Consider the following 21,852-nt stretch of genomic DNA (forward strand, 5'->3'; position numbering starts at 1 on the left):
TATCAGTTTTGATGTTTCGTTGCACGTTCCCTGCATAATATTCAGGAATACACATGTCTCAGTTTAACGGTTCACGCCGCAGAAAACTGCCAGCGCGTTATGCATCTATTGTGATGCCTTTCATTCTCTCGATCATGATGACTTTTATTGTCTCACTGATCGCGACCACAAAAAACCTAGGCCTCACGCATCCCGAACTTGCATCAAGCTGGATGACCTCGTGGGCTCTTTCGTGGCTCGTTGCTTTTCCAGTCCTGCTTGCCATCCTACCAGTCGTCCGGAAAATGGTCAGCTTCGTCTGCCATCCACACTGACAAGCGCAAATAAAAAGCCGCGCATCAAAGATGCGCGGCTTTCTCAATTCCGTTGCCGGTAGCTTAGCGGAAAATTGCTTCGCCCTGCTCATCGACAATCTGGCGACCCTTGTTCAGCGAAATGCTGGCAGCATCTTCAATGCCAGGGCAACGATCTGCGCGAACAAAGCGGTGTTCTTTCAGCTCGCCATTGATCGTCTTCGAGATAACACCACAAACCTGATACTGCCCGCCTTCGCTGTAAGGCGTTGCGATAATAAGAAAGTCCTTGTGCTCAAGGCGTCCGGCTTCTTTTGGTGCTGCTGGCGTTTCTTCCGTTGAGCCACCGCCAAAAAGGCGCTTCAAAAAAGACATAACGCTCCCTCTCTTCTATAAAAATCGCCCGAAGCCGTATCCGGCCTCGGGCGAAAAGTTCTTAGCTGTCGAGGAACGAACGCAGCTTACGCGAACGGCTCGGATGCTTGAGCTTGCGTAGCGCCTTCGCTTCGATCTGACGAATACGTTCGCGCGTTACCGAGAACTGCTGGCCGACTTCTTCAAGTGTGTGGTCAGTGTTCATGCCGATACCGAAACGCATGCGCAGAACGCGTTCTTCACGCGGGGTCAACGATGCCAGAACACGGGTCGTCGTATCGCGAAGGTTAGCCTGAATGGCTGCATCGATTGGCAACAGCGCATTCTTGTCTTCGATGAAATCACCAAGATGTGAATCTTCTTCATCACCCACTGGCGTTTCAAGCGAAATTGGCTCCTTGGCAATTTTCAGGACCTTGCGAACTTTTTCAAGCGGCATGGCCAGCTTTTCAGCCAGTTCTTCCGGCGTTGGTTCGCGACCAATTTCATGCAGCATCTGGCGCGATGTACGAACGATCTTGTTGATCGTTTCGATCATGTGCACCGGAATACGGATGGTGCGCGCCTGATCGGCAATCGAACGGGTGATTGCCTGACGAATCCACCATGTCGCATAGGTCGAGAACTTGTAACCACGACGATATTCGAACTTATCGACCGCCTTCATCAGACCGATATTGCCTTCCTGAATAAGATCGAGGAACTGAAGGCCACGGTTGGTGTACTTCTTGGCAATCGAGATAACGAGACGAAGGTTGGCTTCCACCATTTCCTTCTTGGCGATGGTCGCTTCGCGTTCACCCTTCTGAACCTGATTGACGATGCGGCGGAATTCACCGATCGAAATCGCGGTTTCAGTAGCAAGCATCTGAATTTCCGAACGCAGACGATCAATCGCACGTTCTTCCTTGACTGCGAATTCCTTCCAGCCACGAGCCGACAGAGTGCTGACGCGGTCAACCCATTTCGGGTCCAGTTCGTGACCCTGATATTCCTTCAGGAACTCTTCACGACGGACGCCAAAGGATTCGGCCAGACGCAACAGCTTGCCTTCGTTCTGAACGAGGCGCTTGTTGATGTCGTAAAGCTGCTCAACCAGCTGCTCGATACGGTTCTGATTAAGCGACAGCGACTTCACAGCCTTGATCAGCTGATCTTTCAGTTCCTTGTAGCGGCGCTCCTGGCTGGAAGACAGATCAGCAGCAGCAGCCAGGCGGCTTTCAACCTGCTGGTCCTGCAGCTTGCGCAGCTTGCGGTAAGTATCAGCAATCAGATCGAGCGTTTCCATGACCTGTGGGCGCAATTCGGCTTCCATAGCCGCCAGCGACAGGTTGGCTTCGTCCTCGTCTTCTTCTTCCTCTTCCGCAGGCATGTCTCCGCCGACATTGGTAATGTCGTCATCGTCACGCGAACGACGCGGCCCTTTGTCGTCGCGTGGCTTCTCTTCTTCCACACGTTCAACAATTGGCGCTTGCTTGGCTTCTGGACCAGCATACGTGGTTTCGAGATCGATGATTTCGCGCAGCAGAATGTTTGATTCATTCAGCTGTTCACGCCAGATAATAATGGCCTGAAAGGTCAGTGGGCTTTCACAAAGCCCAGCGATCATCGTTTCGCGACCAGCTTCGATACGCTTTGCGATGGCAATTTCGCCCTCGCGCGACAGAAGCTCGACGGAACCCATTTCGCGCAAATACATGCGCACCGGATCATCCGTACGGTCGGTCGGTTCTTTCTTTGTTGTCGTGGCGGCGACAGCAGTACCGGTCGCCTCGACCAGATCGCCACCTTCTTCAGCATCATCATCATTGTTGTCGTCGCGATCAGCTTCCTGCTCGTCGTCTTCAACTACGTTGATGCCCATATCCGACAGCATAGCCATCGTGTCTTCGATCTGCTCAGATGTCACTTCTTCGGAAGGAAGCACAGCATTCAGCTCGTCCATAGTGACGTAGCCGCGCTTCTTCGCAACCTTGATCATCTTCTTGACAGCATCGTCAGAAAGGTCGAGAAGCGGCCCGTCGGTCGCACCTTCGCGCTCGACTTCGGCTTCTTCGTTTTCCTTAGCCTTCGTTGCCATATTGCTCGTCTCCAGGCGACACCGGTCGCGTCTAAGATATATAGAGTGGTCAAACGGTTTTGCGAGAGCGCCGTTTAACTGTTGATTCTGCGAATAGCTGATTTCACGTTAATGCCGAATTAACCCTGCCGTCATTAACCGATCCTACCGTCTCCAAATTCCTGTGGGCAGATCCGGGATAATGGTCGCCTTTAAGGCCCTGCCCGGTTTTTGATTGTTGCCCATCGAGGCTAATTTCAGGAGTCCACTTAGGGAACGTTTATCAATATCAGTTCTCCAGAGCATGTTTTGATCTGATTGAATCAGATCGACGCTCTGAAGATTTTTTCAAAGCATAATCTTATCGATCCTCGTTTCACTCCGGTCGGATTATGCTCTAATCCTTGCTCGAACTGTCGTGATTCCGTCATTTGTGCCGCACGTCAAGAGCGACTCACCTGATTCGGGTCTAAAAAGCGAATCATTTATTGTCGCGGCGCGTTCTCACACCCTTAAGCCGCCGAAGATTCGCGAAACCCACCATTTCCGGCAGTTTCGAGTCTTCAAGCGATTCAAAGTGATTCGGACACCACAAGTATCTCACTTGAGTACGGTCACGAACCGCCGGATGCGCGTCCTGAGGAAAGTCCAAAACCGTCAATGAGGGCTTCGGTTGCTTCTGCCTGAGCAATCTGTTTTTGAATATCAATAAGCCGAGCGAAAATTTCACCCGTTTCATCGCTATCAAGCGATGCTTCAACAGCGCGCAGTTCCCTATGTAGGGTGCGCGCGCGCTGATGCAAGTGAAGCGCCTGCTTTAATGCTTCTCGAACGTCGTCTTCCGCTGCTTGCGATGTGGCGGTCCATTCCCGCGTCCGCCGGACAACGGCTTCCAGCGTTTCGATCAGTTCGCCATGACCGGCTGCAACCAGCGCCTTGCGCATGGCGAAGCCATCTTCGACATGATCCGATGCCAGAACGTCGAGCATCGCCAGATGCAAGACCTTCAAAGCCTCATGCTCGAGATCGAGTGCCGCCATTGTTTCAAAGTCTTCTTCGATCAGGCGCGGATGATTAAGCAGCATCAGTACGATTGCAGTTTCACGCAGAGGCGCATTGCGTTTTTTGACCATGTTGGAGCGGGTCAAGCTATCGGAGTATGCTAACCGGCCTCCAGCAACCAGCCCTACTCCGCGACCACCTTGGGTACCGCGACCTTTGTCTTTTCCGCGATTGAATGCGCCGCCGCGTTGTGCATTCTGCCGCCCCTGACCAAAGAAAGCCTGCGCACGCTCGCGCATTTCCTGGCTGTAGTGACGACGAATATCTTCATTCGCAATGCGGCTGGTAATTTCGCGCAAGCGCGCTTCGAGTTCCGCACGGCGCTCAGGTGTATCGAACACACCCGCTGCCGTTTCACGCGTCCAGACCATATCGACCAACGGTTTGGCATCGCGCAAAACAGAATAAAAAGCCGAAGCCCCTTCAGCCTTAACCAGATCGTCCGGGTCCTGTCCTTCGGGAAGCATCGCAAAGCGCAAGGATTTCCCCGGCTGCAAAGTAGGCAGTCCAAGATCGGCAGCACGATGCGCCGCACGAACACCTGCTCCGTCACCATCAAAACACAGGATCGGCTCAGGGCTGATCCGCCACAACAATTCAAGCTGCTCTTCGGTCAGCGCTGTTCCAAGCGGAGCCACCGCCTGATGAATGCCCGCCTGCGCCAGCGCGATAACATCCATATAGCCCTCAACCGCAATGATCGGCTTGGCTGGCTCGCCGCCTTGCGGCTGGCAGGCTTTACGTGCACGAAGGCCATTATAAAGCACGCGGCCCTTATGAAAGAGCTCGGTTTCAGGCGAATTTAAATATTTCGCAGGCGCGTCAGCAGAAAGCGCACGACCGCCAAACGCAATGATGCGTCCACGCAAGTCCTCGATAGGGAACATGATACGGTCACGGAAGCGATCATAGGAAACAGCAATGCCCTCTCCATGAACGACAAGACCACAGGCTTCGATCTGATCTTTTGAGATGCCTTTGCTCGCCAGAAATTCCTTGAGCGCATTGCGCGATTCCGGCCCATAGCCGATGCGGAATGTCTGTTGCGTTGCACTCGAAAGGCCGCGATCGCGCAAATAAGCGCGCGCCTTCGCGCCCGACGCACTTTGCAACTGATTTTCAAAAAACTGCGCCGCAAGCTCCATCACATCATAGAGCGTTGCACGCTGCGCTTCACGCTTTTCCATTTCCGGGTCGCGTGCTGGCATCGGCACACCAGCCATATCGGCAACACGCTCAACAGCTTCGGGAAAACTCGCACCTTCCAGATCGGTCAGGAACTTGAAGTGATCACCCGTCACCCCACAACCAAAGCAGTGATAACGGCCTTTGCGGTCCTCGCAGTGAAAGCTTGGGGTTTTCTCGCCATGAAACGGGCAACAGCCCCAGAAATCGCCTTTTGGCGGATTGCTCTTCTTTCGGTCAAACGAAACGCGCGTTCCGATCAGCGTCGAGATCGGCACGCGATCTCTGATCTCATCAAGAAAGGATGGCGGAAAACGCATTAAGATTGTCACTTTCGGGTCAAATAAGCATGGTATCCAGTCAATGATATATAGGCGCGCGCAGACAGACAGTCCATCACACACAAGCGGCCCTCCCCGCTAATCACATGCTGCAGGCCTCTTAATTACGATCATTGCACACAGTCGCGACCTTCATAAAACTGTCATATAATTGTCACATTACAATTGCGACGCTTGATTTAAGCGCATTTCCGGCTCATATTTCCGACGAATATGGTTAGCCGGAACATATTTTTTCTTTATTTGTTGCGTAAGCTTAACCCAATCGAGATCCAACTCTCTTCACACCCTGAAAGGATTTTTCCGTGAACGGTTCTCTGGTCCTTTTGCATCTTGCCGGTGCAGTCGCGCTCCTATTATGGGCGACGCGCATGGTGCGAACGGGAGTGGAGCGTGCCTATGGTGATCGTTTGCGTCGCCGCTTGCGCAATCAGATGCAGAATCCGCTGCTTTCGATAGCCTTTGGCCTTATTCTGGCTATTGCCTTACAGAGCTCGACGGCCGTGACGCTTCTGGTCGGCTCTTTCGTCGGATCGGGTATTGTCAGCGGTGTCGCAGGCCTGATGGCGGTGCGCGGTGGTGAACTTGGTTCAGCGCTCGTCGTAAAAATCCTGAGCTACGATCTGACACTGCTGGTTCCGCTCTGCCTTGTTTCCGGCACGGCTATTTTCATGACCACGGAGCGACGTGACTGGCGTCAGATCGGGCGCATTCTCGTTGGCATCGGTTTGCTCATCATGTCACTGGAAATGACAGGACAGGCGACAGAGCCACTGCGTCAAAGCGAGCTTCTGCCTGTCATCGTGGATTATCTCTCCAACGACCCCGTCACTGCCTATCTTCTGGCAGCCTTGATGACCTGGCTGTTTCATTCCAGCATTGCGGGTGTCATCCTGCTGACCACTTTCGCGTCACGCGGACTGATTACGCCTGAACTTGCGGTCGTCATGGTGCTTGGCGTCAATCTTGGCTCCTCCATCATCGCGCCGATCCTGACCCGCAACGCACCGCCCGAAACCCGTGTCGTACCGCTCGGCAATCTGTTGATGCGCGGTGCTGGTTCGCTGCTCATGTTGATCCTGTTTGAAACGTTTAAGCCATCGATTGGCTTCCTTGGTGGCGATCCGGTTTCACAGGTAGTCAACGCCCACATTCTGTTCAACGTCATTGTCATGGTCGCAGGCATTCCATTGTCTGGACTGGTGCTCCGTGCGACTGAAGCGCTGGTTCATCTCAATTCAGACAAAAACGCACCCACCCAGCCGCTTGAAGTCGAAGAGTATAGCGCGCTCGATAATGCTGTCCTTGATCGTCCTTCGCAGGCGCTCGCCAATGCAACGCGCGAAGTCGTCGGCGTGTGCGATACGATTGAAGTCATGTTGCGCCGGATTATCGATCTCTACGAAAAGCCGGATCAGGCGCGCATCAACGAACTGGCAAGCCTCGACGACCGGGTCGACAAGAAACATGCAGCCATCAAGCTTTATCTTACCAAGCTCGCAGCCAAAGACCTTGATGAGTTTGAAGCTTTGCGGATGCAGGAACTGATGGGTGCATGTGTGAAGCTCGAACAGGTTGGCGATATCATCGTGCGCAACATGCTGGCGCATGTTCAGAAGAAGATGGATCACAACCTCGAATTCACCGAGGAAGGCTGGAAGGAACTGAGCCATTTCCACGCCATGGTGCTTGCCAACGCGCATATGGCGTTCAACGTCATCGTCTCGCGTGATGGTCGCACCGCACGTCTGCTCGTGCAGGAAAAAGACAATCTGCGTGATCTGGAAAAGCAGACGAGTATGCGTCACTTCTCGCGGCTTCGCGAAGGTTCAACCCGCAGCATCGAGACAAGCACCATCCATCTCGATACCATTCGCGATTTGAAGCAGATCAATTCGCTGCTCGCATCCATGGCCTATCCAGTCCTTGAAGAACAAGGATTGCTCGGCTCTACACGCTTGAAGTCAGTGAAACAAAACTAAAAAAGCCCCGCATCTGCGGGGCCTTTTCTTTGAAGACTAAGACGCTTTTACTGAAGAAGCGTTTTCACCAGCGCGCTGGCCTTGGAGAAGTCCATCTGTCCAGCGTAGCGCTCTTTGAGCACTGCCATCACCTTGCCCATATCGCGCAGACCCTGTGCACCGATCTCGGTGATCACATCTGCACAGGCTTTCTTGACTTCATCATCGCTCATCTGCACAGGCAGAAAACCACTGATGATAACAATTTCCGCACGCTCGCCTTCAGCAAGCTCAATACGGTTGCCTTCTTCATAAATGCGCGCAGATTCTTCACGCTGCTTGACCATCTTACCCAAAATGCCGAGCAGCTCTTCATCGCCGACCGGATCCTTTCCAGCACCGCGATTGGCAATATCACGGTCCTTCACCGCGGCCATGATCAGACGCAAAGTCGACAGGCGCAGCTTATCCTGAGCCTTCATAGCCTGAGTGAGTGCCTGAGAAATCTCCTGGCGAAGCATACGTCTCTCCTGACGGTGTTAGCGCATATCGCCGAAAAAGCAAAAACTCGCCTTTCCAATGACGTCATGCGTAATAATGAAAAATCAGAGCCCTTGTATCCAGAACCGGGGCCATAAAGCAATCACACGCCTAATCCGACCTGTCAGAACAACCATCATAGAAATTATGAGACATCACTCTCATAATTTCCTGAAAAGCTTGCGTTCAAACGATTGACCCCGCGCCCAAGTTTCTCTATTGCTCAGGGCTTAGCAGGACATCGGCATGTGCTCGCGGCGGGAAGTTTAATCCCCGCTGCTTTTTGGCGCATATATGGCCCCATAAACTCCATTTTTCAAGCTGTCTGACATCGGGCGGCTGAAACACGGATACATGCCGCATGACTGATAACGTAGAACGCGCGCCAGACGGCAAGCGCGAAACCTGACAGGAGTGCACGCCATGACCGAAGCCACATCGAAGACAGCACCCTGGACGACTGCAAAGCGAACCGCCGTTCTTGTGCTTGCTGATGGCACAGTGATTGAAGGCAAAGGCCTAGGCGCAACGGGAGCAATTGAAGCCGAAGTGGTCTTCAACACTGCTCTCACCGGCTATGAGGAAATTCTGACCGATCCATCCTATGCAGGACAGATCGTTACTTTCACCTTCCCGCATATCGGCAATGTAGGCACCAATGCGGAAGACGTGGAAGACCTCACCCCTGCCAATCGTCACGGCGCTGTGGGCGCAATTTTCAAAGCCGACATCACCAACCCATCCAATTTCCGCGCTTCGGAAAATCTCGATGCATGGCTGAAGCACCGCGGCGTCATCGCACTGGCTGACATCGATACGCGCGCCCTCACCTCGCTTATCCGTGAGCGCGGTGCGCAGAATGCGGTCATCGCCCATGATCCTGACGGCAAGTTCGACATCGACGCGCTCAAGGCCCGCGCTGCAAACTGGAGCGGTCTGGAAAATCTCGATCTGGCAAAGGATGTCACCATCGGCCAGAGCCTCACTTGGGACCAGACACCGTGGACGCTGGAAGACGGCTACGGCGAGCAATCAGCCACGCAATATCATGTTGTCGCGCTCGACTTCGGTGTGAAGCGCAACATTCTGCGTCTGCTGTCAGGCCTTGGTGCCAAGGTCACTGTATTGCCAGCCACAGCCACAGCAGAAGACGTTCTCGCCTATAATCCAGACGGCATCTTCCTTTCCAATGGTCCCGGCGACCCGGCAGCAACCGGCGAATATGCCGTGCCAACGATTCAGAAGCTCGTAGACAGCGAATTGCCAGTCTTCGGCATCTGCCTCGGTCATCAGATGCTGGCATTGGCGCTCGGTGCCAAGACCGAAAAGATGCATCAGGGCCATCATGGCGCAAACCATCCGGTCAAGGACTACACCACCGGCAAGGTAGAAATCGTATCGATGAACCATGGCTTTGCGGTCGATTCCGACAGCCTGCCAGAGCATGTCGAAGAAACACATGTTTCGCTGTTTGACGGCACCAATTGCGGTCTGCGTGTTATCGGCAAGCCGGTCTTCTCGGTACAGCATCACCCGGAAGCCTCTCCGGGGCCACAGGACAGCCACTACCTCTTCCGCCGGTTCATCAATCTGATCCGCGAAAAAAAGGGCGAAGCTCTTCTGCCAGAACGCGAACAGGCGGCGTGAATCGCAATCTGAATAAAGCGAATTAACCTTCTGTTAATAAAAGGAAAGGCCGGAGCTGATGCTCCGGCCTTTTTTGCTCGCAGAAGCATTTACACGTCTGTGATCTTAACCGATTCAGCTGGGCGCACCCTTGCCACGACAATAACAAGGGCGAGGAAGATCAGCCCGGCGCCAACAGCATAAGGCATTCCAGCAAAGACAAGCGGCGCATTCATGCCGGTGAACACAGCGAAGAGCTGCGTGAAGATAAGCGGACCAATAATGGTCGTTATGCTCGAAACACTTGTCAGCGCCCCCTGCAACTCACCCTGAGCGGAAGGCGGCACCTTACCCGCAGCAATACTGCGCAATGGCGGATCGGCCAGACCTTCCAGTGCAGTCAGAAAGATAACCGCGTAAACCATCCAACCTTGCCAGGCGATTGCGTAACCAATCATGCCGAAGCATGAAAACAGCACGCCAATAATTGCCGTGCGCCTTTCGCCGAGAACCGGCAGGACCCTCGGAAGCACAAGCGCCATGACAACAGCCGCTCCAATGCCAAAAAGGCCAAGCGACAAACCGATCTGCGCTTCGCTCCAGTCGTAGCGATAGGCACCCACAAATGCCCAAACCGATGGATAGACCGCATGGGCAAGCCAGAACAGAAAGAACACCAATATCACCCAGCCGATACCCGGATAGGTCTGCATCTGTTTGAGCGCACCCAAAGGATTAGCGCGAGCGATCTGGAACGTGCGTCTGTTTTCCTGTGACAATGTTTCAGGCAACAGAAAATAGGCCAAAATGAAATTGATGAACGACAGAAATGCTGCCCCATAAAACGGTACACGTGGGCCAAATTCGCCGAGCAACCCGCCGAGAACCGGGCCAAGTGCAAAACCTACCCCGAAGGCAATGCCGATAAGACCGAAATTGCGTGCACGATTACTGTCATCGCTAACATCGGCAATATAGGCGGACGCCGTAGCGAAACTGGCCCCGCTGATACCTGCCAGTACACGGCCGATAAACAGCATCCAATAGGTGGTTGCGAGTGCGCAAATCAGATTATCGATCGCAAAGGTGAAGATCGAAGCCAGCAACACTGGGCGTCGGCCAAAGCGGTCGCTGAGATTGCCGATCATCGGCGCAAACAAAAACTGCATTGCCGCATAAACCAGCAACAACCAGCCGCCATCAACAGCCGCAGTGCTGATATCCGCGCCGGTAAGTTCTTCAAGATAAGTCGGTAGTACCGGCATGATGATCGCAATGCCGATAATATCGAGAAAAAGGGTCATAAAGACGAGTAACAGGCCCCGCCGCACGAACTGGGGATTATGCATGAAACACCTGAAATGCACATGCGGACAAGCCGCAAGAAAGCATAATGATATGATTGTTGGAAATGATCGCGCGCAATCGCCGCTCAAAACTGAGCGTCACGAATGGCTATGAAAAGGGCCGCGCTGCCGTTAAATTTTACAAGGGAAATTATTCCGCAGCAAGCCCGATGCTCAGTAAAATTAATGCGGGCCGTCGCCTATCGCCCATATAAAAAGGCGACCTGAGCCGCCTTTCTTTCTTTCGTACTATAAGAACTGGTTAGATATCACCGCTGAACGTGTCGCAAGATTCGATCTTTCCGCTCTCAAAACCACGCTGGAACCATTTGGCACGCTGCGCCGATGTGCCGTGGTTGAAGCTTTCAGGTACAACATAACCCTGACTTCTCTTTTGCAGCGTATCGTCACCAATCTGGTGGGCAGCATTGATCGCTTCTTCGAGGTCACCCGCTTCCAGAATGCCCTTCCGATCCGTGTAGTAGCCCCAGACACCTGCAAAGCAGTCTGCCTGCAATTCAACACGCACCGACATCTGATTAGCCTGTGCTTCGTTCATCTGCTGACGCATCTGGTTAAAACGCGGCAGAATGCCGAGTAAATTCTGAACGTGGTGCCCCACTTCATGCGAAATCACATAGGCATTGGCGAAATCGCCCGAAGCACCAAAGCGATTGGCGAGTTCATTGAAAAAGGTCAGATCGAGATAAAGCTTACGGTCGCCGGGACAATAGAACGGGCCAGATGCCGAAGAAGCCATACCGCAGGCTGAACGCACACCATCGGAAAACAGGACCATTGTTGGCGGTGTATAAGTTTGCCCGCGCGACTGGAAAATGCCGCTCCAGACATCTTCTGTTTCGGCCAGAACAGTGCGTGCAAACTGCGTCGCCTCATCATTGGCAACCTTACCGCCTTCAGCCGCCGTGCGGCCGCTGCTCTGCTGAGTCTGCGTGGAGTTGATACTGCCATCACCGAACAGGAATGGCAGTGGATCAATGCCAAATGCACGCAACACGAAAAACATCACAACGAGAATGAGAATACCGGAAATGCCGCCACCGCGAACGATCCGGAAGCCCGGCCCGCCGCCCATGCCGCCACCGCGACCAAAACCACCGCCAAGGCCGCCGCTTTGTTGTCCCCGAACATCTTCCACATTGTCGCTTTGTCTACGGCCTTGCCAACGCATTGACCAACTCCCCTTCACAGTGCCGTCTCATTAAAAGACAGCAGCAATCTATTGCATACAATTGTCGCACAAACAGTTGGCAGGGCAACATAAAAAGTAAATGGCAAAACCAATCACAAACAAAGACATGATCGCAACATATGAAGCGATGAAAGGTTGCAAATCGGAGCCTTGTTTGCGAATTTTCGTGAATGCCCGCATTTTCTTTTAAATAAGGGCATTTGTGGGGTTCCGCTTTGGGTCATCATTGCCTATAAGGCCAGCTTAGCCCACAGAATTTCTCTCTGCCAACCCGCCGGTAAACCGTGCGGGCTTTTCTGGCAGGCTAAGAACAAGGAAAACGCCCCCATGCCGAAACGTACAGATATCAAATCGATCCTGATTATCGGCGCGGGCCCCATTGTTATCGGTCAGGCTTGCGAGTTCGATTATTCGGGTACGCAGGCTTGTAAGGCGCTCAAAGAAGAAGGCTACCGCATCATCCTCGTTAACTCCAATCCGGCGACGATCATGACCGATCCGGATTTGGCAGATGCGACTTATATCGAACCGATCACGCCGGAAGTTGTCGCCAAGATTATCGCCAAGGAACGCCCCGATGCGCTCTTGCCGACAATGGGCGGACAGACCGCACTCAATACCGCACTTTCGCTGCGCCGTATGGGTGTACTTGAGCGCTATAACGTCGAGATGATCGGCGCCCATGCAGAAGCCATCGACAAGGCAGAAGACCGCGCGCTTTTCCGCGAAGCCATGGAAAAAATTGGCCTCGACACACCCACCTCGATGCTCGCCAACGCGACCGAGATCAAAGAAGAAGATCGCAAGCGCCACGAAACCAAGCGCAACGAAGTGAAGTCGCAGTATTCCGGTGAGGATCTGGACAAGGCACTCGACAAGCTTGAAACCGAATGGCAGCTCGGCGAAGTCGAGCGCAAGCAACGCTACATGAGCCACGCGCTTGCCAAGGCTGCGCAAGCAATGGATGTGGTTGGCCTACCGGCGATCATCCGCCCGAGCTTCACGCTCGGCGGCACCGGCGGCGGCATTGCCTATAACCGTCAGGAATTCTTCGAAATCATCGAACGCGGCCTCGACGCGTCGCCAACCACCGAAGTGCTGATCGAAGAATCAGTTCTCGGCTGGAAGGAATATGAAATGGAAGTTGTCCGCGACAAGGCGGACAACTGCATTATCATCTGCTCGATTGAAAACCTCGATCCAATGGGCGTGCATACAGGCGACAGTATCACCGTTGCCCCTGCCCTGACGCTGACCGACAAAGAATACCAGATCATGCGTAACGCCTCGATTGCGGTACTGCGCGAGATCGGCGTTGAAACCGGTGGTTCGAACGTGCAGTTCGCGATCAACCCGGCCAATGGCCGTATGATCGTGATTGAAATGAACCCGCGCGTATCGCGCTCCTCGGCTCTGGCTTCCAAGGCAACCGGTTTCCCGATTGCCAAGGTTGCAGCCAAGCTTGCCGTTGGCTACACACTCGACGAGCTCGACAACGACATCACCGGCGGCGCAACGCCTGCATCGTTCGAACCGTCGATTGACTATGTCGTCACCAAGATCCCACGCTTTGCGTTTGAAAAGTTCCCTGGCTCCTCGCCAATCCTGACCACCGCCATGAAGTCGGTTGGTGAAGTCATGGCCATTGGTCGTACTTTCCAGGAAAGCTTGCAGAAGGCGCTGCGCGGTCTTGAAACCGGCCTGACAGGTCTTGACGAAATCACCATTCCGGGCATTGAAGACGGCGACGAAAAGAACGCTATCCGCGCCGCAATCGGCACACCAACGCCAGACCGTCTGCGCATGGTCGCACAGGCAATGCGCCTCGGCCTGACCACAGAACAGGTTCATGACGCCTCCAAGATCGATCCTTGGTTCCTTGAGCAGATCGAAGCCATCGTCAACACAGAAGCACGTATCCGCGAACATGGTCTGCCGCAGGATGCCGAAAACCTGCGCATGCTGAAAGCCATGGGCTTCTCAGATGCACGTCTCGCGAGCCTGATCGGCAAAGATGCCGAAGATGTGGCAAAGCTGCGTAGCAAGCTCGACGTTCATCCGGTTTATAAGCGCATTGATACCTGCGCTGCGGAATTCGCATCGCCGACCGCATACATGTACTCGACCTATGAAACGCCTTTTGTCGGTCAGCCGCGTTCGGAAGCCGAAGTATCGGATCGCAAGAAGGTCGTCATTCTCGGTGGCGGTCCAAACCGTATTGGTCAGGGCATCGAGTTCGACTATTGCTGCTGCCATGCGGCCTTCGCACTCAATGATGCAGACTATGAAGCCATCATGATCAACTGCAACCCGGAAACGGTTTCAACTGATTATGACACGTCCGACCGCCTCTATTTCGAGCCGCTGACGGCAGAAGACGTACTGGAAATCCTGCGCGTTGAGCAGGAAAAGGGCACGCTGCACGGCGTCATCGTTCAGTTCGGCGGCCAGACCCCGCTCAAGCTCGCCAATGCGCTGGAAAAGGCTGGCATTCCGATCCTCGGAACTTCGCCTGACGCAATCGACCTTGCAGAAGATCGTGATCGCTTCCAGAAGCTGCTGATCAAGCTCGGCCTCAACCAGCCAAAGAACGGCATTGCCTATTCGGTAGAGCAAGCTCGCCTGATCGTTGCTGATCTTGGCTTCCCTCTGGTCGTCCGCCCGTCTTATGTTCTTGGTGGCCGCGCCATGCAGATCATTCATGACGAGCGCGGCTTGCAGACCTATCTTCTCGATACCGTTCCTGAACTGGTGCCGGAAGACATCAAGGCCAAATATCCGAACGACAAGACCGGCCAGATCAATACGCTTCTCGGCAAGAACCCACTTTTGTTCGACACCTATCTGACGCAGGCTATCGAAGTGGATGTCGACTGCCTCTGCGATGGCAAGGAAAGCTATGTTTCCGGCATCATGGAGCACATCGAAGAAGCTGGCATTCACTCCGGCGACAGTGCCTGCTCACTGCCGGTTCATACGCTTTCGCCAGAAATCGTCGCTGAACTCGAACGCCAGACAGCATTGCTTGCTAAGGCACTCAATGTCGGCGGCCTGATGAACGTGCAGTTTGCCATCAAGGACGACGAAATCTTCATCCTTGAAGTCAATCCGCGTGCATCGCGTACGGTTCCATTCGTTGCCAAGACCATCGGCACGCCGATTGCCAAGGTTGCAGCCCGCGTCATGGCCGGTGAAAGCCTCGATGCAGCACTCAATGCTTATGGCGGCAAGCCTCAGCCAACCGCACGCCCGCACATCGCAGTCAAGGAAGCCGTGTTCCCATTCGCCCGCTTCCCCGGCGTTGACACTTTGCTCGGACCGGAAATGCGCTCGACCGGCGAGGTCATGGGCCTCGATTACGACTACGCACTGGCATTTGCCAAGGCGCAGCTCGGTGCAGGTGTTGAACTGCCACGCGAAGGCACCGTCTTCGTATCGGTGCGCGATGAGGACAAGGAACGTGTACTTGGTGCTGTACGCAAACTGGTCAGCATCGGCTTCAAGGTCATGGCGACAGGTGGAACACAACAGTTCCTTGAAGCGAATGGCGTGGAATCGACCAAGATCAACAAGGTCATCGAAGGTCGCCCGCATGTGGAAGACGCGATCCGCAACCGCCAGATCCATTTGGTCTTCAACACGACCGACAGCGCTAGCGCAGTGTCCGACTCAAAGTCGATCCGCCGTGCAACGCTGATGCAGAAACTGCCTTACTACACGACAATGGCCGGTGCCGAAGCTGCCGCTGAAGCAATTGCAGCGCTTAAGGCAGGATCGCTGGAAGTTCGTCCACTTCAGGATTACTTCCGCGATTAGAGCGCATCCCGAAAAGTGTGAAACGGTTTTGCGTAGGGTAATGCGCAAAAGCAAATAATTACACGAGAATGAAAAAGGCCGCGGACAACAATCTGCGGCCTTTTGCTTTTGATAAATATTACAGGCGGCTCTTATGCAGCCGCTTCCGCTTGATGGGGCAACCGAAGCGGATCCGCTTGCAAGTCCATTGCCAGATGCAATTGCCGCGTGAACAGACCGTTATGGCCCAGACCTTTGCCAATATGAATGACAGCAGCCTCCTTTAACGGACCTGTCAGAATGGCATAAGCGCGCTTTCGCGCCTCTTCATCCATCCCATCCAGCGTACCATCAATCACAATCCAGCTTGGATTTTGCAGCACAAGCCGGGCCAGAGCGAGGCTCTGTTGTTCATCATCGGTCAGCGTGCGATCCCATCGCAGGACACGGTCGATTTGTGGTACAAGTCGCTCCAATCCGGCGAGCTTCAACACGTCCGCCACCTGATTTTTTGAGAAATCAGCGGCACTCAACGGATAGACCACAGCATCGTGGAGATTGCCGGGCGGGATATAGGGCGCATGCGGAATGAACACCACGCGATCTCCAGCAGGCAATCCGATCCGCCCGCTCCCCCAAGGCCACAAGCCACCAAGCGCGCGGAAAAACCGGCTGCGTTCAGTTTCAGTTGCGCCAGTCACAAACAGGCGTTCACCGGGATTGATGCTGACATTCGTCTCAACCAGATTGAGACACCCATCAGGCACGGCAATAGACAGGGCATCAACCGTCAGTCGCTCGTCCTCGTTGGTTTCCAGAACTATCTGCCGATCGATGTGACCAATTTCATCCATCCGCAATATGGCTTGTCGAAAGCTCGCCACGCGCAGCAATGTTGCGCGCCAATCGGCAATCGCTCCGAAATTATCGACAAACCAGCGCAGCGAATTATGCACCTGCGTGAAAGCGCCGACGGCCATCATCAAACCGCCAAACGTCAGCCCGCCCGAAAAATAGACAGGTGCTGCAACAAGGATCGGGGCCACAATGGTAAACCAGCCATAGCCGGCCGTAACCCATGTCAGATTGGTCGTTGCAATGACAATTCGCTTGATAGCCAAAAGCACTGCATCAAGATCAAGGTCCAGTCTGCGGCGTTCATCAGCCTCGCCACGTGCCAATGTGACAGCATCGATGTGCTCATTCACCCGCATCAATGAGAACCGGAAGTCAGCCTCCCGCGCGTAGCGATTGGCGTTGTGATTGACGAGACTACGGCCCACAAACCATGACAGCAGCGATGCAGAACCCGCATAAAAAACCGCCGCCCAAACCATATAGCCCGGTATGGAAAAACTATAGCCCCAAAGGTGGAATACAAAGCCGCTCGACAGAGACCACAGGACGCCAACGAAGCTTACGAGAATGACGGTGGATTGCAGCAGATTGATGCCCAGATCGCTCGTAGTCTCAGCAAGATGACGCGCATCCTCCTGCAATCGCTGATCGGGATTAACGCCAATTTCGCCAGCCTTCGCAAGACGGAACGCTCGCCCCGGCTGCAACCATTCGCCGACCAAGTCACGCGCCAGCCCTTCTCGCAGCTTCAGTTTGAACATCTGGTTCAGCCAGGTCTGAGAGACATTCAGAAGAAGGACCGATCCGGCGATAGCAAAAAAGATCAGAAGCTGATGAAAGAAGGCGCTCAGATTGCGATCTGACAAAGCATTATAGAACGGTACGTTCCAGCGATTGATTGCAACCTGCCCTACGGCGATCAAAACGATCAGAACAAAAATGCCAGTTCCCAGCGCAATCAACTGGTTGCGAACAGGTGAGACCCAGAAGGCGCTCATCATCATGCGCGCTTGCGAAAAGAGATCACTGCCGTCCTGCATGCCGCGATCAGCTTTCTGATTAGCGCTATCGAGCCCCTGCGGCTTTTTCTGCTTTGACTTCGACACCAAGTCTTTCCTCATCAAAATTGTTTGGGCAGATGTGAAACGTTGCGGGCAAAATCCAGCTCTAAAAGCAAGACTTCATCGCGTTTTCTTAACCAATTCCAATAGCGCTCTATAGCAATATTTTGGAACTTTTGCGTGACCCCTAATCCTGACACGATAGTACAAAGTACAAATCGCGCGAAGGCTTCCGATGACCGCATCTGCCAAAGCAATTGATAAAGTTCTGATTTACGCCACATGGAACAAAAAGCTACTCGTCTTCAGCGAGCCGGAAAATCCAGACATGCCGCTTCAGGTTCCGGGCGGAACTGTCGATGACGGCGAAGCAATCCAAGCTGCAGCCTATCGTGAGTTTCATGAAGAAACCGGTATCCTGAAGACCTCCGGCATGCGTAGTCTTGAAAGTGTGACCTACGAATATATCGAGCCTACCCACACCGAAACACATCATCGTCACTGCTTTCATCTACCGTTGGATGGCAGTTTTCCCGATCAATGGCACCATTATGAAATGTTTCCCAGTGATGGAAACAAACCAATTCTTTTCAAATTGTTCTGGCTGCCTTTGATAGAAGCAAGTGCTCGCATTGGCTTGGGAATGGGGAAAAGCATTACAAAAATAGGCCTTTAGAGATAGCACGGGCTGTCTTGTGTTGGTCAAATTTGTCGCATATAGTCTTGTCATCGATTTTTCGGTCAAGTGACTTTGCGACCCGCCCGGCCTGCCGTGCTTCCTGACGATCTCCTGTCCATAAATTCGATTCACAGGGACGTGTGCGAAGCATACGGACTAACTACTACTAATGTTACAAAGGAATTTCCCATGGCTACGGGAACAGTTAAGTGGTTCAACACGACCAAGGGCTTCGGCTTCATTCAGCCTGATCAGGGCGGCACGGACGTATTCGTCCACATTTCCGCTGTTCAGCGCGCTGGTCTGGCCACGCTCGATGAAGGCCAGAAGGTTACGTACGAAATCGTACAGGACCGTCGTTCGGGCCGTTCGTCTGCCGACAACCTCGTCGCAGCATAATTTTTGTCGTAAGGCAGAGAAAAGGCGGGTCCTCGGGCCCGCTTTTTTATTTGTCCGCTTTTCTGCTTACACCCTCGCCATCGCGCTCGCGCCCAGAATAAGGGCCGCAATCAGCGCAGCAATGGTGCGGACGTGATTCCATAGGGTCCAGTCGCGCACATAAGTAAGCCAGATATCAGCCGACGTGGCGGCACTGGCATCCATCGCCGCGAGCTGGTTGTTCAGCGGCACATTCAAAACCATCGTGACGCCAATAGTGCCGACAAGATAGACGGCAGCGCCAATCATCGCCCATTTCGACAGGCTCCCGAAGCCCATTAAGCCCAGCGCAATAATTGCCAGACATAGCAACGCCGTGCCGAAAAAGGCCACAAAGAACGTGCCGTTGATAACAGTGATATTGATCGACTGCATCGCCGTTATTCCCGCATTCGCCGGAATGCGTGCTAGTGCAGCCATCACGAAACTAGAGAACGCATAGAAGATACCGCCTGTAATCGCGCTTCCCCATGCCGTCAGCAGAACAAGCAGTTGAAAACTCGTAGTCATGATTGTCCCTCCCATGTGCCTTCAATGGCCGCCTTGCGGGCGAAATCTGCAAACCGACGCGGCTTTCGTCCAAGAGCTTCCTGTACGCCATGCGCCACACTGGCATTGCGACCATCAAAAAGCTCGGTGAAAAGATAGCGCAAAAGCGTGATGACATCTTCCGGCAATGCCTGTTCACGCAGCGCCGTCTCATAATCGGCGAACGAGACCGGATTGAATGACAGCTCTTTACCTGTCGCCTTGGCTATCTCGCTTATTGCCTCGCTGAAACTGAACAGTTCCGAGCCGGTGAGTTCATAGAGCTTGTTGCGATGTCCCGTTTCGGTAAGGGCAGCAACGGCGACATCGGCGATATCATCGGCATCAATAAACGGCTCTTTTGTGGGACCAACCGGCAAGGTCAGCGAGCCTGAAAGCAATTCGTCACGCATGTAATTTTCGCTGAAGTTCTGCATGAACCAGCTGGCACGCAGCACGGTCCAATCCAGCCCGGATGTTTGAAGAACCTGTTCCGCAGCCTCGGCCTCCTCCTCTCCTCGCCCAGAAAGAAGCACGACATGGTTCACGCCTGCCTTCTTAGCCGTAGACAGGAACGCGCGGATAACATCCACGGCACCCGGCAAGGCCAGATCCGGCTGATATGTGACATAGGCACTCGTGATGCCATCAAGCGCCGCAGCCCACGTTGATTGATTGTTCCAGTCAAAAACTATCCCGGTACTGCGCGATACCGCGCGAACCGAAAGCCCCTTCCCTCGCAGCTTTTCTGCAACCCTCCTACCGGTTTTGCCGGTAGCGCCAATCACCAGATAACGATCATTGCGATGTGTATTCATCTTCATCTCCCAAAATATGAGTAACTCTCATATTTGCAATATGTGAGCAATCCTCATATTCTGTCAAGATGAAAATGTGAGTCGGTCATGAAGCAGAATTCAGATACGGAAACAGAAACAATCGGTGCGACCGTCCTGCGCCGCACCCCTAGTCAAAGCCGCGCACAGGAAAAAATCCGGCGCATAACGGAATGCGCCACGGCGCTGATCGCCGCCAAAGGCAGCGACAGTCTCAAGATGAGCGAGATTGCACAGCAGGCAGGCATTTCGATCGGTGCGCTCTATCAATACTTCCCCGATAAAAGCGCCCTGATCCGCTATCTGTTTGAAAGCTGCAATGCGCAATCGCGCCAGTGCATCGAGGACGGCCTTGCAGCGGCGAATTCGGTCGATGAACTGATCGTCGCATTCAATGCATTGATTGACGAATATCTGGCGTTGATGCGGCTGGAACCGGCAATGCGCGACATCTGGTCGGCCACGCAGACCGACAAGTCCCTGTCAAAGCTGGAAATTGCCGAAAGCAGGCAGAACGGCAAGTTGCTCGCAGATACGATCCGCAGGATTGCCCCCGGCAAGGTATCAGCGCAACTGGACGAAACGGCCTTCCTGCTGATGCATTTTGGCGAATCCGCCATGCGCATCGCCGTCGACGTTTCGGAGAACGAAAGCAATGCGCTGATAGAGGCCTATAAACTAATGGCCACGCGCAGCTTGCGCGACCTTATGGCGGATTAGAGCATTTCCAGCAAAAGTGTGAAGCAGTTTTGCGTTGGATAATGCGTAAAACAAATAGTTAGAGCGGTTCAATCTTAACTGGAACCGCTCTAAACCCCTACGGCAACCAGTCCAGCGAGACATGGCCCTCATCCGCAACTACACGAGCAAGCCACGCATTGACCGCCGGATAGCGCTCCATGTTGAAACCACCCCGATGGGCCTCATGCGTATAAGCATAAAGAGCAATATCAGCGACCGTCAGGCTATTACCAACTAGAAACGGTGTCTTTTTCAGCTGCTCTTCCATCACGGCCAGCGCTTTGTCTCCACCCACAAGCGTCGATGCAAGACGTTCAGGCGTCGCATCACGTGCACGCTCCGGATAGACCATCAAGGCGCGACGAACAGCAACATAGGGCTCATGGCTATATTGTTCGAAGAACAGCCATTGATAAACGAGTGCCCGTTCATAGGCATCCTTCGGCAGGTAGCGGGTGTTCTCAGCCAGATAGAGCAGCATCGCATTCGATTCGGCAATGAACCGGCCATCATCAAGTTCCAGCAGCGGAACTTTGCCGTTCGGATTTTTCGCCAGATATTCGGGTGTTCGCGTCGAACCGTCGAGCGACGAAACAGTGACGTGCTTGAACGTCTTTCCCAGTTTGGCGAGCAAAAGCCGTGGCTTATAGCAGTTTCCGGAATCGGGTTGTGAATAGATTGTAAGCATCTGCTTCTCCTGTGCCGGTATAACATGTCCATCAGATTGAAAGCTGTCCAATCAGTTTCATTGAAACAATATGTTCGTGGCATTGATGGATCAGAACTTTTCAGCAACACATTCTCGCGAGAAACCGGAATTTATTGCGAAACTGCAAAGCTTTTGTTGCGATTCGTGCGCCAATGCGACATAGAAAGTCCGCAAAACCGGACCGCGCCCGGTGCCGGTTATCTGAT

At 53.6% G+C, this 21,852-nt stretch carries 17 protein-coding genes; 7 read left to right on the forward strand and 10 right to left on the reverse strand.

Going from position 1 to position 21,852, the window contains the following annotated elements:
* Nucleotides 1-53: 53 nt before the first annotated feature.
* The gene (locus tag C9380_RS08605) at nucleotides 54-314 is read left to right on the forward strand and encodes a DUF2798 domain-containing protein (protein ID WP_024899484.1); all 261 of its coding nucleotides are present in this window, start codon (nucleotides 54-56) and stop codon (nucleotides 312-314) included.
* A 63-nt stretch (nucleotides 315-377) separates the two neighbouring features.
* On the opposite strand, the gene C9380_RS08610 is transcribed toward C9380_RS08605, so the two are convergent.
* From C9380_RS08610 to dnaG, 3 genes are all read right to left on the reverse strand, one after another.
* The gene (locus tag C9380_RS08610; RefSeq protein ID WP_024899483.1) at nucleotides 378-668 is read right to left on the reverse strand and encodes an HlyU family transcriptional regulator; all 291 of its coding nucleotides are present in this window, start codon (nucleotides 666-668) and stop codon (nucleotides 378-380) included.
* Between the two features lie 61 nt (nucleotides 669-729).
* The gene (gene rpoD, locus C9380_RS08615; protein WP_024899482.1) at nucleotides 730-2,748 is read right to left on the reverse strand and encodes an RNA polymerase sigma factor RpoD; all 2,019 of its coding nucleotides are present in this window, start codon (nucleotides 2,746-2,748) and stop codon (nucleotides 730-732) included.
* A gap of 593 nt (nucleotides 2,749-3,341) precedes the next feature.
* Complete coding sequence (gene dnaG, locus C9380_RS08620) at nucleotides 3,342-5,294, reverse strand: DNA primase (RefSeq protein WP_128093373.1); 1,953 nt, start codon at nucleotides 5,292-5,294, stop codon at nucleotides 3,342-3,344.
* 326 nt (nucleotides 5,295-5,620) lie between these two features.
* Between dnaG and C9380_RS08625 the strand changes: the two genes are divergently transcribed.
* Complete coding sequence (locus C9380_RS08625) at nucleotides 5,621-7,297, forward strand: Na/Pi cotransporter family protein (RefSeq protein ID WP_024899480.1); 1,677 nt, start codon at nucleotides 5,621-5,623, stop codon at nucleotides 7,295-7,297.
* Nucleotides 7,298-7,344: 47 nt separating this feature from the next.
* On the opposite strand, the gene C9380_RS08630 is transcribed toward C9380_RS08625, so the two are convergent.
* Complete coding sequence (locus C9380_RS08630) at nucleotides 7,345-7,797, reverse strand: GatB/YqeY domain-containing protein (RefSeq protein ID WP_024899479.1); 453 nt, start codon at nucleotides 7,795-7,797, stop codon at nucleotides 7,345-7,347.
* Between the two features lie 442 nt (nucleotides 7,798-8,239).
* Here C9380_RS08630 and carA point away from each other — a divergent pair, with 442 nt between their 5' ends.
* Nucleotides 8,240-9,463: a glutamine-hydrolyzing carbamoyl-phosphate synthase small subunit gene (carA, locus tag C9380_RS08635; RefSeq protein WP_024899478.1), complete on the forward strand. Its 1,224-nt coding sequence runs from the start codon at nucleotides 8,240-8,242 to the stop codon at nucleotides 9,461-9,463.
* Between the two features lie 89 nt (nucleotides 9,464-9,552).
* On the opposite strand, the gene C9380_RS08640 is transcribed toward carA, so the two are convergent.
* Both C9380_RS08640 and ypfJ read right to left on the reverse strand, forming a co-directional pair.
* Complete coding sequence (locus tag C9380_RS08640) at nucleotides 9,553-10,791, reverse strand: TCR/Tet family MFS transporter (RefSeq protein WP_128093374.1); 1,239 nt, start codon at nucleotides 10,789-10,791, stop codon at nucleotides 9,553-9,555.
* A gap of 259 nt (nucleotides 10,792-11,050) precedes the next feature.
* Nucleotides 11,051-11,980 carry a KPN_02809 family neutral zinc metallopeptidase gene (gene ypfJ / locus C9380_RS08645; protein WP_128093375.1) on the reverse strand — a complete coding sequence of 310 codons (930 nt, stop codon included), beginning with the start codon at nucleotides 11,978-11,980 and terminating at the stop codon, nucleotides 11,051-11,053.
* 348 nt (nucleotides 11,981-12,328) lie between these two features.
* On the opposite strand from ypfJ, the gene carB reads away from it, so the two are divergent.
* Nucleotides 12,329-15,817, forward strand: a complete 3,489-nt coding sequence (gene carB / locus C9380_RS08650) for a carbamoyl-phosphate synthase large subunit (RefSeq protein WP_024899475.1) — start codon at nucleotides 12,329-12,331, stop codon at nucleotides 15,815-15,817.
* 131 nt (nucleotides 15,818-15,948) lie between these two features.
* Here the strand turns inward: carB and C9380_RS08655 are convergent, their stop codons facing one another.
* Complete coding sequence (locus tag C9380_RS08655) at nucleotides 15,949-17,775, reverse strand: ABC transporter ATP-binding protein/permease (protein ID WP_210347951.1); 1,827 nt, start codon at nucleotides 17,773-17,775, stop codon at nucleotides 15,949-15,951.
* A gap of 175 nt (nucleotides 17,776-17,950) precedes the next feature.
* On the opposite strand from C9380_RS08655, the gene C9380_RS08660 reads away from it, so the two are divergent.
* The gene (locus C9380_RS08660) at nucleotides 17,951-18,391 is read left to right on the forward strand and encodes an NUDIX hydrolase (RefSeq protein WP_024899473.1); all 441 of its coding nucleotides are present in this window, start codon (nucleotides 17,951-17,953) and stop codon (nucleotides 18,389-18,391) included.
* 192 nt (nucleotides 18,392-18,583) lie between these two features.
* A complete protein-coding gene (locus C9380_RS08665) occupies nucleotides 18,584-18,793 on the forward strand; it encodes a cold-shock protein (protein ID WP_007875924.1) in 210 nt (69 codons plus the stop codon).
* 66 nt (nucleotides 18,794-18,859) lie between these two features.
* On the opposite strand, the gene C9380_RS08670 is transcribed toward C9380_RS08665, so the two are convergent.
* Entirely contained in the window at nucleotides 18,860-19,342 is a 483-nt protein-coding gene (locus C9380_RS08670) for an anthrone oxygenase family protein (protein WP_128093377.1), read from the reverse strand.
* The gene (locus C9380_RS08675; protein ID WP_128093378.1) at nucleotides 19,339-20,178 is read right to left on the reverse strand and encodes an NAD(P)H-binding protein; all 840 of its coding nucleotides are present in this window, start codon (nucleotides 20,176-20,178) and stop codon (nucleotides 19,339-19,341) included. Before C9380_RS08675 ends, C9380_RS08670 begins: the two co-directional genes overlap by 4 nt.
* An 87-nt stretch (nucleotides 20,179-20,265) precedes the next feature.
* Here C9380_RS08675 and C9380_RS08680 point away from each other — a divergent pair, with 87 nt between their 5' ends.
* Nucleotides 20,266-20,916 carry a TetR/AcrR family transcriptional regulator gene (locus C9380_RS08680; RefSeq protein WP_100558745.1) on the forward strand — a complete coding sequence of 217 codons (651 nt, stop codon included), beginning with the start codon at nucleotides 20,266-20,268 and terminating at the stop codon, nucleotides 20,914-20,916.
* A 97-nt stretch (nucleotides 20,917-21,013) separates the two neighbouring features.
* On the opposite strand, the gene C9380_RS08685 is transcribed toward C9380_RS08680, so the two are convergent.
* Nucleotides 21,014-21,625 carry a glutathione S-transferase family protein gene (locus C9380_RS08685; protein WP_100558744.1) on the reverse strand — a complete coding sequence of 204 codons (612 nt, stop codon included), beginning with the start codon at nucleotides 21,623-21,625 and terminating at the stop codon, nucleotides 21,014-21,016.
* Nucleotides 21,626-21,852: the final 227 nt, after the last annotated feature.

The organism is Brucella pituitosa, assembly GCF_003049685.1.
Taxonomy (GTDB): Bacteria; Pseudomonadota; Alphaproteobacteria; order Rhizobiales; family Rhizobiaceae; genus Brucella; species Brucella pituitosa.